We start from the raw sequence: 16,131 nt of genomic DNA on the forward strand, positions 1-16,131 counted from the left end.
GTTTTGAAAAAATTCTGTAGTTTTCCACACGCTATTTAATTTTATTCTTGATGCTTTCAATTTCTAAACGCAAATTGTCGTCTGATTCAATCATGGTTTTGATTTTTCCATGTGCATGGATAACAGTCGTATGATCTTTCCCGCCAAATTCACGGCCAATTTTAGGCAGACTGTTGTCAGTTAGCTCACGAGTCAGATACATAGCTACCTGTCTAGCTAAAACGATATTTTGTACTCGACGGCTGCCTTTCATCTCTTTGACACTAACACCATAGAATTTCCCAACCTCAGACTGAATCTTATCAATCGGGATAACTGTTACCTGGCTTGAATCCTGCTTGCGTGCTCGAATAGCTTCCGCGGCGATATCAATAGTGATTTCCTTCAGATGACGAACTCTAGCAATGAGACTGATGTCATTCAAAGCACCTTCTAAGTCGCGGACATTGGAGTCGAACTGTCCTGCAAGATATTCTAAGGTATCATTCGGGAAAATATAATCTAAGTCTTCAATTTTGTTTCTTAGAATTGCAATTCGTGTTTCAAAATCTGGCGGTGTAATATTCTGAGTTAATCCCCATTTAAAACGTGTCACCAAGCGTTCTTCCAAATTGTCCAGATGATCAGGACTGCGGTCGCTGGTTAAAACAATCTGTTTATTTTCTCCGTGAAGAGCATTGAAAGTGTTGAAAAATTCTTCCTGAGTTGAAACTTTTTTTCCTCCCAAAGATTGAATGTCATCAATCAGCAGAAGATCTAGACTACGATAGATTTTTTTAAAGCTATCCATCTCTCCCAATCTTAAATGTTCGAGGAAGTCGTTAATAAAGGTTTCAGCTGGTATATACTTGACACGCGCATCTGGAATATTTTCTAAAATTTGATTGCCAATAGCATTTAATAAATGAGTTTTGCCCAAGCCAGGGCCTCCATAGATAAAAAGAGGATTATAGGTTGTGGCTAGATTCTCAGATACCGCCAAGGCAGCGGCTTTAGCCCAGATATTTCCGTCTCCCTGAACAAAATTATCAAAGGTATATTTTGACTTTAAGCCAGTATCAATAGGTGGCAAGCTTGGCTGAACAGTGCTGATTTGAGGACTGGTTACTGCAGATTTCGGAGTTTCAGTGTTAGTTTCTTCTTCAAAAATATATTTTCCAGCAATCTGATCATTGAAAATTTCAAATCCTGCAGTAAGAATAACTCCTACTAAGTTTTGCTCCCAAAATAGTTGTTTCACCGGACTATCCAGGAAAATAACAGCTTGCTTTTCTTCAACTTTGACAAGCTTGGCTTCAGCAACAAAGAAATCATAAGTTGTCTGTTTTAGCTGAGCATGAGCCAATTCTAAAATACGATTCCAAAAGTCCTGTTCTTTGGTCATAACTTCCCTCCTTTTCTATAATTTTCTGATTCATACGCATCTTATTTTATCATAAAGGTTCAAAGTTTTCCACAAGAACTGGAAAAGAATTCACATTGTTAGCTGAAGTTATCCACAGAATGTGAATAAAGCTAAAATTTCTTATTTTAATAGGCTTCCTAATTGATTTAACAGTGGATAATTTTGTTATTTTAAAAAAAGAAAATAACAGTTTTATTTAAAACTGTTTATAATTCTTTGATATTCTTCTTCGCTTTCAAAAGGAATAATCAGCTTTCCTTTACTCTGGCTTTTTAACTGAATAGAAACTTCCAGACCGAGAATTTTTTTAATTTTTTCCTCTTCAGATTTAGCAAACAGTTCTTTATTAGATTTCTTTTTGATGCTCTTTTTTTTCTGGAGAAGCTTTTCAACTGCTCGAACCGATAAATCTTCTCGACAGATCTTTTCCAGCCATAGTAACTGTTCCTCTTCTTTCAAGGGAACCAGTAGGCGAGCATGTCCTTGAGAAATCTCTTCTTCCTTGATAGCTTGGCGAACTTCTTTAGACAGCTGTAAAAGTCTGACAATATTGCTGATATAGGGTCTAGATTTTCCCATGATTTTAGCAATTTCATCATGTGTCAAGCCTTTGTCAATCAAACTTTGATAAGACTCAGCTTCTTCTATAGGATTCAAGTCTTCTCTTTGAAGATTTTCGATAATGGCCTGCTTCAGCATTTCATCATCAGATAATTCTTTGACGACAGCTGGAATCGTTTCTAGGCCGAGAAAAGAGGCAGCTCTAAATCTCCGTTCTCCTGCTAAAATTTCATAACCAAAAAGTGAAGATTTCCGAAGAATGATTGGCTGAATGAGACCATTTTCTTTGATTGATGCTGCTAATTCTTCAATCTTTTTTTGTGAAAATTGTTTACGAGGCTGATAAGGATTGGTTCGAATGTCTTTAAGTGCAATATATTGAAAGTTTTCCATTTGTATATAGAATAACACACCTTTACGATTGTGTAAAGGTGTGTTGACAATCTTGTAAATAAGTTAATTTGAGCTTAGCTCTTTTGTTGATTTAGTGAGTTTGATTTTGACTGTTTGAGATTTACCATCTCGATAATAAGTAATCTCTACCTCATCTCCAATGCTGTGCTTGTAGAGAGCAGACTGAAGGTCACTAGTGGATTCCACATCTGTATTATCTACTTTTGTAATGATATCATTTTTTTGAAGCTTGCCATCAGCAGGCATCCCTTGCTGAACAGAGCGAACAAGAATACCCGATTTCACTGAAGCAGGAAGATTTAATTTAGAAAAATCAGAAGTTGTCAGATTAGATAAATCCATCATTTGAATTCCTAAAGCAGGACGTGTGACTGTTCCATTTTTTTCAAGTTGATTGATAATATTTACGACATCATTAGATGGAATCGCAAATCCCATCCCTTCAACAGAGGTTTGGCCATTTGTTGAAATTTTACTTGAAGTAATTCCAATAACTTGTCCTTGGATGTTAATCAATGGGCCGCCAGAGTTACCAGGATTAATTGCAGCATCTGTTTGTAGTGCAGTTGTTGAAATATTTTCACCATTTTCAGATTGTAACGTAACGTTTCTGCCTAAACTAGAAATAATTCCTTGTGTTACAGAGTTAGCGTATTCTGTTCCAAGAGGACTTCCGATAGCGATAGCTGTTTCACCAACTGTCAGAGAACCAGAATCTCCAAATTCAGCGACATCAGTTACTTTTTCAGAGCTAATTTTAACGACAGAGATGTCTGAGTAAACATCTGATCCAACTACTTCACCTGGAACCTTGTTTCCATCAGCTAGCAAGATATCTACATTGGTTGATCCGTTCAGAACGTGGGTGTTGGTTACCAGATAGGCTGATTTTCCATCTTTTTTATAAATTACGCCAGAACCTTCACTGGAGATTTGTGATTCATCGTTGGAAGATTCATCATTGATAACGCTGCTGGAAGATTCAGCATAAGTAATTACTGAAACAACGGCATTTTGAACCTTTTTCACAGCTTCTGAAATGTCTGTAGAGTTTTTATATGAAGTAGTTACACTAGTTGTTGAATTTCCATTCATTTTTACACGTGAAGTTAATAATGTAGTAACATAATTTCCTAAACTTCCGCCGATAAAACCTACAATTAATACTGCAAAAAGCAATAAAGCCTTTTTGATGGCATTTGAAGAGTTTTTCATGTTTTCCTCCTTGAATTACAATTGATGAAATTATATTTAGACAAACTTAATTATAACTTAAATCCTCTAAGTTTTCCACATCTTGTGGAAAACTTAGAAAAACTGTTTATAGGCATTAGAAAATACACAGATTAGCTGATTCCCAGATAAATTTTACTTGTTAATAAAGTGTGAAGTATAGATGAATATGATAGAATAAACTTATGAAAATAAAACTTGTAACAGTTGGAAAACTGAAAGAAAAATATTTAAAGGATGGAATTGCTGAATACATGAAGCGTCTCAATCGATTCTGCAAGGTGGAAATGATAGAGCTAGCGGATGAAAAAACACCTGATAAAGCTAGTAATTTAGAAAATCAGCAGATTCTTGAAAAAGAAGGAAATAAAATTCTGGCTAAAATCAATGAGCGTGAATTTGTTATTGCTTTGGCAATTGAAGGAAAGCAATTTCCGTCAGAAAAGTTTAGTCAGCTCATGATGGATACTACAGTGCGTGGCTTTTCTGATATCACTTTTGTTATCGGAGGAAGTTTAGGTTTATCTCCTGCAGTAAAAAAGCGGGCAAATCTTCTGATGAGTTTTGGCAAATTAACGCTACCTCATCAACTGATGCGCCTTGTTTTAATAGAGCAGATCTATCGAGCTTTTATGATTCAGCAGGGGAGTCCTTATCATAAGTAATCTTGACGGCAACCCTATTTTCTGATAGAATGAGATGGTATTGGTCTCATAGCTCAGCTGGATAGAGCATTCGCCTTCTAAGCGAACGGTCGCAGGTTCGAATCCTGCTGAGATCAGAAATGTAAAAAATGCGAAATATTTTACAATATTTCGTGTTTTTTTCTTCTATTTTTTTGGTATAATGTCATTTTGGGGATAAAAAATGACATTTCAGGGAAAATTGTCACTAACTCTTTCTATTTTTCTATAATGATAAATGTAAGGTGACTTACAAGATAAAAAGATAGGAGATAGTTATGAAAATCTATTCTTTTCAAATTGCTGCAAATAGCAATACACTTGTTCAAACCTTTTGGGATATAAGAGGTGTTCCAAATCCATGGGATTGGATTTTTGGAAGATAAGAATTTTAAAGTTTAGGGGAGAAATTTATGTCACTTGAAATAATAGGATTAATTGTTCATCCTTTTATTAATGTAGCTGCATTTTTAGTGATTTTATCAAAAATCACTAAAATTAAGCATACTCACTTTTTTGTAGCTGTTTGCTTTGGTCTTGAGATTATAATTCCGTTTATAATTGCTTTTTTAGGGCATGTGTTTTCATTTGAAATCTCATTTCCATCATATGCACTGTCATTTTTTCTCCCTCTATTTATAGTTTGGTATTTTTGTAGAGTTGAAAAGATTAAAAGATACCAATCTTTCTTACTTTCCTTCTTTTTATGTTTGTCAATTGATAGCTCTACTACTTTCTTTTCAGTTATTATTTCATCTGTTTTAGGAGATGATTTTGTAGCTCAGTACATGGGCTTGTTTCTGACATGTATCAACTTAATATCCTTGTTCTTTATGGTAAAGGTTATTGATATTTTTGATTTCAGAATAGATTATCTTAAAAGAAGTTTCTTTAAATCTCAGATTCTGATGATTAGTAGTTTATATGCAATGAATTGGCTGATTTTAAATCTCTCTCACTGGATTAGTAATATAAAGCATTTCAACAGTTTTAGCAGTATGATTGCTACTATTTGTTTCTTGGCCTTTCTTTCTACCTTGGTGACATTCAAGGACAGCCGTGAGAAATACGAGAAAGAAGAGAGTTTGCGTCAAAAAGAATCTGAACAGCTTCGACTTCAAGAATATACTGATGAAATTGTGAGATTATACTATGAAATAAAAGGATTTCGTCATGATTATGCTAGCATGCTGACAAGTATGCAAGTGGCTATTCAAACTGGAGATATCAAGGAAATTGAGCATATTTATCAAGAGGTCTTGGCTGATGCAAATTTGAACCTGCGTTCAGATAAATATACAGTTTTTGATTTGAATAATGTAGGAGATTCAGCTTTAAGGAGTGTCATGACTGAGACAATCTTTCAAGCGCGTGAACATCAGATCCAGCTGACTTTTGAAGTTAAGGATAAAGTGGAACGCCTTCCAATCAAGTTGTTAGATCTGGTCAGAATTGCTAGTATTTTATTAAATAATGCTATTGAGAGTGCCATTGACAGCCTAGAAAAAATTGTCCATGTTTCTCTGGTTCAACTGGGTGATAGAACTATTTTTGTTGTTCAAAATTCTCGTAAAGAAGGAAAATTGGATTTGGAAGAACTCTATCAGCCGGAATTTTCAACTAAAGGAGAAAATAGAGGCTATGGATTGAATAACATCAAGGAAATTTTAGATAGGTATGAATTTATCACTCTTGATACACAAATTGAGCCAAGAAATTTTACACAGATTTTAACAATTAGGAGATAGAATTTATGAAAGTGTTAGTTTTAGAGGATACCGTATCTCATCAAGTCAGGATGGAAACGACATTAGCAGAAATTGCTGAGGAACTTGCAATTGACATCCAGGTTCAGGTTACAGGAAAAATCAAAGAATTCAAAAAATATATTGAAAATGGAGACGTTAACCAGCTTTATTTTTTGGATATTGACATTAAGGGGGAGGAAACAAAAGGGCTGGAAGTAGCTCAATTTATTCGTCATCATAATCCTTATGCCATTATAGTTTTTGTAACCTCAAAATCTGAATTTGCTACTATGACTTTTAAATATAAAGTATCAGCACTTGATTTTATTGATAAAGATATCAACAATGATGCTTTTAAAAATAGAATCAAAGACAGTATTCTTTACACTAAGAGTACACTAATTGAAAATACCAATATGGTAGATTATTTTGAATATAGTTATCGTGGCAATGATGTTCGAATGCCTTATAACGATATTTTGTATATTGAAACGACAGGGAGCTCTCATAAACTTCGGATTGTCGGTAAAAATTTTCTCAAGGAGTTTTATGGAACGATAACAGATATTCAAGAAAAAGATCAGCAATCTAAACGATTTTTTTCACCACATAAATCTTATCTGGTTAATATTGGCAACATTGTTGATTATGACAAGAAAAATCGAGAAATTATTTTTTACGAAAATCATCGCTGTCCGGTCACTCGTTTAAGAGTGAAATATCTGAAAGATATTTTCGAAAATAAAGGGAAAAGAGTTGACAAAGCTTAAAAACCTGATATAATGGAATATGTTCTGAAAGAGAGCATACCATATGGTCCGTTGGTCAAGGGGTTAAGACACCGCCTTTTCACGGCGGTAACACGGGTTCGAATCCCGTACGGACTATATTATCCGGCATAGCTCAGTTGGTAGTAGCGCATGACTGTTAATCATGATGTCGTAGGTTCGAGTCCTACTGCCGGAGCTAGAGACACTCCTAGTGAGTGTTTTTTTATTGTTCAAAAAAAGACTTTCACTAGCATTTTAATGAAGAGCCTTATTTTTTATATTGGTAAGTAGCTGTTTTTTTTGATATATTTACATTCTCTGTTGCTTCCTACGTAGAAAATTATAGCAAACAAATAAGATTATGCCAGATATGAAGGCAATGCCACCTTCTTTCAGTCCATTAGGAATGAAAGTGAGAACAACATTTCCTTCTCCTTTTTTCACATCCAATTTCATAAAGCCGTTTTGAGCTCGTTTTAGTGTGACAGGCTTCCCGTTAAGAGTGGCTGACCATCCCTTATCATAAGGAATGGTAAAGAATAATGAAGTATCCTTTTCCGCTCTATAATTTGTTTTTACTGTGTTTAAATCAGTAGTTGTGGAAACGGGCTGCTCTTTTAATTTTTGAATGACATTTTGATATTGCTCAGTATTAACGGCAAAAAATTCTGGCGTATCAAATGAAACTTTCGAATTGTCTGGGAATGTAAAGCGAATAGATACTGTTTGACTTTGACTGAAATAGCCAGCATTAAAGAAAGGAAATACGTTATTAGTTGTATAACGTTCTGTAAAGTTATTGACAGTAATGTCAATATCTGTCTGATCATCATTACTAAAATCAATCCCAGCGACATTGACATACAGTTGACTATTAGCAGGTACATTGACAGTATAGACTACGCTAGCAAAGCTTGTATTCTGTTCTCTGTCAACATCCACAGTCACTCTGTTACCAATTTGCTTGACATTTTCATTAGTAGTTATAGCATCTACTTTATCATAATATTTAAAATCAAAGCCAGTCAATTGATTCAAAAATTCTGTTTGATTATCTAGGGTCAAATTTGTAAACTTTACATCATGGTAAATATCATTGGTCAGAAAAGCTAAACCAAGTGCAGCATCATTTTGGTAGAGAGACATTTCTTTTTCAGTTTTTTCAGGAAGAAAACCAAATTTTTGAGGATCTGTTTCAGATAGATTGTAGCGAACACCAAAAATACTGTCCATTAAAATACTGTTGTTTTGATAACGGAGATTCAGATTTGTTCCTGCTGATTTAAAACCAAGTTTATCTAAAGTGGAACTTGCCTGAGTATTTCTGACAGATGAGAACTGGGAAATTCCATTGTAGTTGAATTTCATACTGTCATTTCCCGTTTGTGGATTCAATCTTTCAGTTCTAAAGAAGTCAATATTTTCCTTTTTGGAATAATTGACAAGCTTGTCAATCTCGTCAAGGTGGCTAGCATAAGATGAACGAGTGGCAAATACCCATTCTTTAGCAATTCCTCCAACTTGATAATAGGAATTAAGCGACAATTCAAAAGTAACAAAGAAAAGCAAGACAGGGAGAATGATTTTTGGTTGAATCGAAGATTTTGCTAAGACAAAGCTAATCAAGAGATAAGCCAGCAGAAATTCTAATGTTAGAATATAATTCTCAGGACCCAAAAAGTCATAATGTTTTCTCTGAATAAACGTCATAATGAATCCGAGGCTGAGCAAAGTGAAACTAATGGCAACATTCATTACTTTCACATCTTTCCAACGATTTAAAGTCTCAGCAGCCATATAGATAACTACCAGAGAAAATAACCAAGAATAACGGTGAAGAAACATGTTCGGAGCATGCATTCCCTGCCAAAGTAAGTCTAAATATTGAAGATAAAAACTAGCTATGAAAACTGCAATGAGTAAAAAGTAGCAAAGTTTCACGTGAAACTTAACAGATTTTAAGGTGAAAAATAAGATAGCCAGAATCAATGGGAAGGTGCCGACATAAATCATAGGGATAGAACCATACTTGGTTGTATCAAAACTGCCAATAAAATTTTTAGCAAACACATCTAAGAACCAACTTTTTTCTGTCAGCAAAGAAGAAACTTTTGTCAAGGTTTCACCATGAGTACTTATGTCTAGGTAAGTTGGCAGAATCATGATTAGGCTAGTCAGACCTGCTAAAGCAGATACGATTGTAAAGTCAAGTAAACTTTTAATTCTATTTTTGAAATCCCAAGATAATTGAAGAAGGTACCAAAAGACCAAAAAGATTGCCATCATATATCCAAAATAATAATTTTGGATGAAGAGAATTGACAGTGTTGTAAAGTATAGTACTCTTCCTTTTCCAGCTATCAATCTATGTAAACCTAGCACAATCAAAGGTGCAAGGATAAATACATCCAGCCAGGTTTTAATTTCCAATTGACTGACTGAAAAACTCATTAAAGAAAATGAAGTTGAAAGAGTGATGATGAGTAAAGCTGGAATCTTTTTGAATATTCCTTTGATGCTGATAAAGGTAGAGAGTCCAATTAATCCAAACTTGATTAAGGTAAATAGATAGACGGCATCTGGCATTGATTTCAAATCAAAGAAATAAACCAAGGGAGATAAGAAGCTACCTAAATAATAACTGGATAAAGCATAGAAATTCTGTCCAAGTCCACTGGAGAAAGTATAGAAAATACTATCTGTGCCATGAAGGATATTTCTTAGGTTTATATCAAAAATGACATATTGATGAAAGCCGTCACCAAGCAAGGGAGACGTTTCGCTATTCCAGTAAATTCCGTACATCAAGTAGACAAAGAACATGATGAAAAAAGGAAGAAAGAAGGCACAAAAATAAGGCCAATTTTTTTTAAAATATTCTTTAATGTGATTCATATTTCTTATATAGAAAGAGGCAGAAACGTTGTTTCATGCCTCTGTAAAGCTTTGTAAACGTAAATTGACAAGAGATTAATCTTTCCAAAGTTCTTTGACTTTTGCCTGAACTTCTTGATTTTCCAAGAATTCATCATAGGTTTCGTCAATGCGGTCAATCACACCATTTTTAGACAGGACAATGATATGGTTGGCCAAGGTTTGAATAAATTCATGGTCGTGACTGGCAAAAATAATGGATCCTTTGAAGTTTTTCAAGCCATCATTTAAGCTGGAGATTGATTCCAAATCTAAGTGATTGGTTGGATCGTCCAAGACTAAAACGTTGGATTTAAGCAACATCAGCTTAGATAGCATAACCCGAACTTTTTCTCCTCCTGACAAGACATTGACAGACTTGTTAACCTCATCTCCAGAAAAAAGCATGCGTCCAAGGAAACCTCGGAGGAAGGTGTTGTCATCCTCTTCTTTGCTAGCAAATTGACGCAGCCAGTCAAGGATTGATTCACCACTAGCGAAGTCACGAGAATTATCTTTTGGTAGGTAAGATTGACTGGTTGTGACACCCCACTTGACAGTTCCTTCATACTCAATATCACCCATTAAAGCACGAATTAAAGCTGTTGTTTGGATGTCATTTTGACCAATCAAAGCTGTTTTATCGCCAGGACGTAAAATGAAGTTAATATTATCAAGAATAGTTTCTCCGTCTATCTTGACAGAAAGGTTTTCCACTGTCAAGAGATCATTACCGATCTCACGTTCTGCTTTGAAGCTGATAAATGGGTATTTACGGCTAGATGGAACAATTTCTTCTAACTCAATCTTGTCAAGCATCTTTTTACGAGAAGTTGCTTGTTTTGATTTTGAAGCATTGGCAGAAAAACGAGCAACAAATTCTTGAAGTTGCTTGATTTTTTCTTCTGCTTTGGCATTTCGGTCAGCGAGCAGCTTAGCCGCTAGTTCACTTGATTCTTTCCAGAAATCATAGTTTCCGACATAGAGCTTGATTTTTCCAAAGTCAAGGTCGGCCATATGAGTGCAGACTTTATTCAAAAAGTGGCGGTCGTGGGATACAACAATAACTGTATTGTCAAAATCGATAAGAAAGTCTTCCAGCCAAGTAATAGACTGAATATCCAAACCGTTAGTTGGCTCGTCCAGAAGTAAGACATCAGGTTTACCAAAAAGGGCTTTGGCTAAGAGTACTTTAACCTTGTCTCCGTTAGAGAGCTCGCTCATATTTTGGTAGTGAAGATCTTCCGGAATATTGAGATTTTGCAATAATTGTGAGGCTTCACTTTCAGCTTCCCAGCCACCTAGTTCAGCAAACTCTCCCTCAAGCTCGGCCGCACGTACACCGTCTTCATCAGAAAAATCAGGCTTCATATAAATAGCATCTTTTTCTTTCATGATGTTGTAGAGATGCTCATTTCCCATAATTACAACATCAATAGCCCGTTCTTCTTCATAGTCAAAGTGGTTCTGGCGGAGGACTGAAAGACGTTCATTTGGTCCTAGAGAAATGTGGCCTGTTGTTGGCTCGATATCGCCAGCTAAAATTTTTAAAAAGGTTGATTTTCCAGCGCCGTTAGCTCCAATCAATCCATAAGTATTTCCTTCTGTAAATTTGATGTTGACCTCATCAAACAATTTTCGGTCACTGAAACGTAGTGATACATCTGATACTGTAAGCAATGTCTTTCTCCTATATATATAATCTTCTTCATTTTACTAGAAAATAGAACTTTTTTCAAATAATTCTGAGATAAAAAGTAAAAAACGAAGCCAAAAGAAAAAAGGAGAATAGAATGAACTAAGACTTTTAGGTTTTACAGCCAGAATAGTTTGTCAATTAAGTTTACAAATGTTGTAAAGGGATGTAAATAAAGTTGTAAAAACTGGATTTTTTGCTTTTTTCTAGAAACTTCTTTCTCATTTTCATTGAAAATGATATAATGAACTCATTATAAATTGAGGAGTAATAAATGACTAAACCAATTATTTTAACAGGAGATCGTCCGACAGGAAAATTGCATATTGGTCATTATGTAGGAAGTTTACGGAATCGCGTGCTTTTGCAGGATCAAGGTAAATATGAGATGTTCGTATTTTTGGCAGATCAGCAAGCTTTGACTGATCATGCAAAGGATCCTCAAACAATTGTTGAGTCTATTGGTAATGTAGCTTTAGATTATCTAGCGGCTGGATTGGATCCTGAAAAGGTGACTATTTTTATTCAAAGTCAGATTCCTGAGTTGGCAGAATTGTCAATGTATTACATGAATTTGGTGTCATTGGCTCGTCTTGAGCGTAATCCTACTGTCAAGACTGAGATTGCTCAAAAAGGATTTGGTGAAAGTTTGCCGACTGGTTTTTTAGTTTATCCGATTTCTCAGGCAGCTGATATTACTGCTTTCAAGGCTAATTTTGTACCAGTAGGACATGATCAAAAGCCTATGATTGAGCAGACTCGGGAAATTGTTCGTTCCTTTAACCACGCTTATCAGACAGATGTTTTAGTAGAACCGGAAGGGATTTATCCTGAAAACGAAGCAGCTGGACGTTTACCTGGTTTGGATGGCAATGCTAAGATGTCCAAGTCTCTCAATAACGGCATTTATTTGGCAGATGATATGGATATTCTGCAAAAGAAAGTTATGAGCATGTATACGGATCCGAATCATATCAGAGTGGAAGATCCTGGAAAAGTCGAGGGAAACATGGTCTTTCATTACCTGGATGTTTTTGGCCGCCCAGAAGATGCTGCTGATATTGCTGCAATGAAAGAGCATTATCAAAGAGGTGGTCTGGGAGATGTCAAAACCAAACGCTATCTATTAGAAATTCTAGAGCGAGAGTTAGGTCCGATTCGTGAGCGTCGTGTGGAGTTTGCTAAAGATATGGGTGAGGTTTATCGTATGCTGCAAGAAGGATGCGATAAGGCTCGTCAGACTGCTGCTCAGACTCTTTCAGAAGTCAAGTCTGCGATGGGGATTAATTATTTTAAATAACGAACATTATTGATTATAAATCACAAAAACTATCGTTTTTAGTTTCAAAAATGATGGTTTTTATTTTTTGTGTAATAATGATTGACAATTTCCTATAGAATGGTATGATATTAACAACAAAAAAACCAGCTCTTATTCAAAGAAAACTGAACTTCGATTTTCTTTGGGTATTAGTTTAATAAAAAGGAAAAGAGGAAACTGTGGATGTCTAACTGGGACACTAAATTTTTGAAAAAAGGTTTTACCTTTGATGATGTGCTACTGATTCCAGCTGAAAGCCATGTACTGCCCAATGATGCTGATTTGAGTACCAAGCTTGCTGAGAATCTGACTTTAAATATCCCAATCATTACTGCCGCTATGGACACCGTTACAGAGAGTCAGATGGCTATTGCTATTGCCCGTGCCGGCGGCCTTGGAGTTATCCACAAAAATATGTCTATTGAGCAACAGGCTGATGAAGTTCGCAAGGTTAAACGTTCTGAGAATGGCGTTATTATTGATCCTTTTTTCCTAACGCCAGAGCATACGATTGCTGAAGCAGATGAGTTGATGGGACGCTACCGTATCAGTGGTGTTCCTGTTGTAGAAACTCTTGAAAATCGTAAGTTAGTAGGGATTCTGACTAATCGTGATTTGCGTTTTATTTCTGACTATGACCAGCCTATTTCTCGTCATATGACCAGTGAGAATCTTGTCACAGCTCCTGTTGGTACAGATTTAGGAACTGCAGAGCGCATTTTGCAGGAGCACCGGATCGAAAAGTTGCCTTTGGTTGATGATAAGGGCTGTCTTTCAGGTTTGATTACCATTAAAGATATTGAAAAGGTTATTGAGTTTCCAAATGCCGCCAAAGATGAGTTTGGTCGTCTCTTGGTAGCTGGTGCTGTCGGTGTTACTTCAGATACTTTCGAACGTGCGGAAGCTCTCTTTGAAGCGGGTGCAGATGCGATTGTTATTGATACTGCACATGGCCACTCAGCTGGAGTTTTGCGTAAGATTGCAGAGATTCGTGCTCATTTCCCTGATCGCACCTTGATTGCTGGAAATATTGCAACTGCTGAAGGTGCACGCGCTCTTTATGAAGCAGGTGTGGATGTTGTTAAGGTCGGAATTGGCCCAGGCTCTATCTGTACAACCCGTGTCATTGCTGGTGTTGGCGTTCCCCAAGTAACTGCTATTTATGATGCAGCTGCTGTGGCGCGTGAATATGGAAAAACCATCATTGCTGATGGTGGAATTAAGTATTCTGGAGATATTGTTAAGGCCTTGGCTGCGGGTGGAAATGCTGTTATGCTGGGTTCAATGTTTGCTGGTACAGACGAAGCGCCAGGCGAGACAGAAATCTTCCAAGGTCGGAAATTTAAGACTTACCGTGGAATGGGATCTATCGCCGCTATGAAGAAGGGTTCTAGTGACCGTTACTTCCAAGGTTCTGTCAATGAAGCTAATAAGCTAGTTCCAGAAGGAATTGAAGGTCGTGTGGCATACAAGGGAGCTGCTGCAGATATTGTCTTCCAGATGCTGGGTGGTATCCGATCTGGTATGGGTTATGTTGGTGCTGCAAATCTGCAAGAACTTCACGATAATGCTCAGTTTATTGAGATGAGTGGTGCTGGATTGAAGGAAAGCCACCCTCATGATGTGCAAATTACAAATGAAGCCCCTAACTATTCAGTTCAATAAAAAATAAAACGAGGTCGGGAATTTTTCCTAACCTCTTTTTAAATTTACGATTTAAATTGACACATTTTTACAATTCAAAAGGCTATAAAAGCTGTTCTAACAACAATTCGATATAATTCGTTTACACTATAAGCAATATTTTGTAAATTAAATTTACAAAATCGTAAATCTCATGTAATGCTAGGATTGAGATATAATTTGTCCTTGCTGAATGGTGAAAATTTTAATATCTTGTGGAAGATTTTTTAAATGTTCTAAAGTTGTTGTAGTGATGAAAGTTTGAATATCTTGAGAGATAGTTTCTAATAATTTTAGTTGACGGTTATTGTCAAGTTCGCTCATTACATCGTCAAGCAATAAAATAGGTGTTTCCTTCGTAATGCTTTCTATTAACTTGATTTCGGCTAGTTTCAGTGATAAAACAAGACTGCGATGCTGACCTTGACTACCAAAGTTGGCATCCATCTGGTTGATAAAAAAAGCAATATCATCACGATGGGGACCAACACCTGTATTTTTTTTGAATAGGTCACGTTTACGGTTACTTAATAAGGAAGAGCAGTAAGTTTCTTCTAAACTGTCAATTTGGTGTAAAGGAATAGATGACAGATACTTGACAGTCAATTCTTCCAAATTTTGAGAGATGTCCCAGTGCTTGTCTTGAGCAAAGCTTTCTAATTTTTGCAAAAAATCCAACCGATGCCTTATGACACGACAGCCATATTCAACCAGCTGATCATCAAGGACAGTCAAGAAGGTTTCATCAACTTTGTCATTAGCTTTCAGATAGGCATTGCGTTGTTTGAGGACATGGTTATAATTGGATAAATCTGATAGATAGACAGGCTTAATTTGTCCAAGCTCAATGTCTATAAATTTACGGCGTAGACTGGGGGAACCTTTAATCAACTGTAAATCTTCAGGAGCAAAAAGAACAACATTCATAGTTCCAATGTAGTCTGATAATTTACTTTGTTTCAAGTGGTTGACTTTTGTGATGCGACCTTTTGGTGTCAAGTTAATGTCAAGGGGAACTTTACCAGTCTTTTTTTCTAATATGCCAGAGACAAGGAGTTCATTTTCTATAAAATGAATCAGATCCTTATCTGAGCGCGTGCGGTGGCTTCTGGTCAAGGCTAGGAAATAAACAGCTTCTAAAATATTGGTTTTACCCTGTGCGTTCTGGCCTAGAAAGACATTTAAGCCAGGATGGAAGTCAATATCAGCTTCCTGATAATTTCGGAAATGCTTGATTTTTAATGATTGCAGCCACATGATTAGATACCAGGGAAACGAACAGGGCTTTTAGTAGTTTTCTGCTTTTTAGGTAGCCCTGTATTCTTACGCTTTTCTTTTTTAGAAGTCTGAGATTTTTTTAAATCCTTATTCATGGCTTTGACAAGTTCAGCAACTCGTTTTTTTTCTGCCATTTCTTTCTGGTGTTGCAGAATTTCTTCTTGACTAGGAGCTGTCAGATTAATTTCAATTCCTTGCTCAGGAAGGGAAATCCTATCATTGACACGGAGTTTTTTCCCCCGGCGGTTTTCTGGCTCACCGTTAAAAAGGACTGGATACTCACTTAGAAATGTCTTAATTGCTCCGCCACTTTGGATAATTCCTGTTTCTTTCAAAAGGGCTTGTAGCGTGATGTATTCATCAAATAATTTATATTCCATATTTCACCTCAACCCTGTCATTATACCATATTTGTTAGTAAAAAGT

13 protein-coding genes and 3 tRNA genes are annotated in these 16,131 nt (G+C 36.1%); 9 read left to right on the top strand and 7 right to left on the bottom strand.

All coding sequences use genetic code 11. The annotated features are described in order from the left end of the window. Positions 1-31 precede the first annotated feature (31 nt). The 3 genes from dnaA to HMPREF1150_RS07445 all read right to left on the bottom strand — a co-directional run bounded on the left by dnaA (position 32) and on the right by HMPREF1150_RS07445 (position 3,595). Positions 32-1,384, bottom strand: a complete 1,353-nt coding sequence (gene dnaA, locus HMPREF1150_RS07455; protein WP_009659520.1) for a chromosomal replication initiator protein DnaA — start codon at positions 1,382-1,384, stop codon at positions 32-34. Between the two features lie 213 nt (positions 1,385-1,597). Beyond that, positions 1,598-2,359, bottom strand: a complete 762-nt coding sequence (locus HMPREF1150_RS07450; protein ID WP_009659547.1) for a ParB/RepB/Spo0J family partition protein — start codon at positions 2,357-2,359, stop codon at positions 1,598-1,600. Between the two features lie 63 nt (positions 2,360-2,422). Further along, positions 2,423-3,595, bottom strand: a complete 1,173-nt coding sequence (locus HMPREF1150_RS07445) for a S1C family serine protease (RefSeq protein WP_009659560.1) — start codon at positions 3,593-3,595, stop codon at positions 2,423-2,425. A gap of 203 nt (positions 3,596-3,798) precedes the next feature. On the opposite strand from HMPREF1150_RS07445, the gene rlmH reads away from it, so the two are divergent. The 7 genes from rlmH to HMPREF1150_RS07415 all read left to right on the top strand — a co-directional run bounded on the left by rlmH (position 3,799) and on the right by HMPREF1150_RS07415 (position 7,010). Then, positions 3,799-4,278, top strand: coding sequence for a 23S rRNA (pseudouridine(1915)-N(3))-methyltransferase RlmH (rlmH, locus tag HMPREF1150_RS07440; protein ID WP_009659559.1), 480 nt, complete (start codon positions 3,799-3,801; stop codon positions 4,276-4,278). Between the two features lie 42 nt (positions 4,279-4,320). Then, a tRNA-Arg gene (locus HMPREF1150_RS07435) sits at positions 4,321-4,394 on the top strand. Between the two features lie 180 nt (positions 4,395-4,574). Further along, positions 4,575-4,682, top strand: coding sequence for a hypothetical protein (locus HMPREF1150_RS0111165; RefSeq protein WP_032905413.1), 108 nt, complete (start codon positions 4,575-4,577; stop codon positions 4,680-4,682). A 27-nt stretch (positions 4,683-4,709) separates the two neighbouring features. Further along, positions 4,710-6,044: a competence system sensor histidine kinase ComD gene (gene comD / locus HMPREF1150_RS07430; protein ID WP_009659535.1), complete on the top strand. Its 1,335-nt coding sequence runs from the start codon at positions 4,710-4,712 to the stop codon at positions 6,042-6,044. Positions 6,045-6,049: 5 nt separating this feature from the next. After that, the gene (gene comE / locus HMPREF1150_RS07425) at positions 6,050-6,814 is read left to right on the top strand and encodes a competence system response regulator transcription factor ComE (RefSeq protein WP_009659539.1); all 765 of its coding nucleotides are present in this window, start codon (positions 6,050-6,052) and stop codon (positions 6,812-6,814) included. A 45-nt stretch (positions 6,815-6,859) separates the two neighbouring features. Next, positions 6,860-6,931 (top strand) — tRNA-Glu (locus tag HMPREF1150_RS07420). A 5-nt stretch (positions 6,932-6,936) separates the two neighbouring features. Further along, positions 6,937-7,010: transfer RNA gene (locus tag HMPREF1150_RS07415), tRNA-Asn, on the top strand. A gap of 113 nt (positions 7,011-7,123) precedes the next feature. On the opposite strand, the gene HMPREF1150_RS07410 is transcribed toward HMPREF1150_RS07415, so the two are convergent. After that, positions 7,124-9,709, bottom strand: a complete 2,586-nt coding sequence (locus HMPREF1150_RS07410) for a YfhO family protein (protein ID WP_009659532.1) — start codon at positions 9,707-9,709, stop codon at positions 7,124-7,126. 75 nt (positions 9,710-9,784) lie between these two features. Continuing rightward, a complete protein-coding gene (locus HMPREF1150_RS07405; RefSeq protein WP_002899531.1) occupies positions 9,785-11,407 on the bottom strand; it encodes an ATP-binding cassette domain-containing protein in 1,623 nt (540 codons plus the stop codon). A 290-nt stretch (positions 11,408-11,697) separates the two neighbouring features. Between HMPREF1150_RS07405 and trpS the strand changes: the two genes are divergently transcribed. Then, positions 11,698-12,723 carry a tryptophan--tRNA ligase gene (gene trpS / locus HMPREF1150_RS07400; protein WP_002910932.1) on the top strand — a complete coding sequence of 342 codons (1,026 nt, stop codon included), beginning with the start codon at positions 11,698-11,700 and terminating at the stop codon, positions 12,721-12,723. A gap of 204 nt (positions 12,724-12,927) precedes the next feature. After that, a complete protein-coding gene (guaB, locus tag HMPREF1150_RS07395) occupies positions 12,928-14,409 on the top strand; it encodes an IMP dehydrogenase (protein ID WP_002910933.1) in 1,482 nt (493 codons plus the stop codon). A gap of 180 nt (positions 14,410-14,589) precedes the next feature. On the opposite strand, the gene recF is transcribed toward guaB, so the two are convergent. After that, complete coding sequence (recF, locus tag HMPREF1150_RS07390) at positions 14,590-15,684, bottom strand: DNA replication/repair protein RecF (protein WP_009659538.1); 1,095 nt, start codon at positions 15,682-15,684, stop codon at positions 14,590-14,592. 2 nt (positions 15,685-15,686) lie between these two features. Then, positions 15,687-16,085 (bottom strand): S4 domain-containing protein YaaA, encoded by a 399-nt coding sequence (gene yaaA, locus HMPREF1150_RS07385; protein WP_009659525.1) that lies wholly within the window; start codon positions 16,083-16,085, stop codon positions 15,687-15,689. Positions 16,086-16,131 lie beyond the last annotated feature (46 nt).

The sequence above is a fragment of the Streptococcus sp. AS14 genome (assembly GCF_000286495.1).
Lineage (GTDB): Bacteria > Bacillota > Bacilli > Lactobacillales > Streptococcaceae > Streptococcus > Streptococcus sanguinis_P.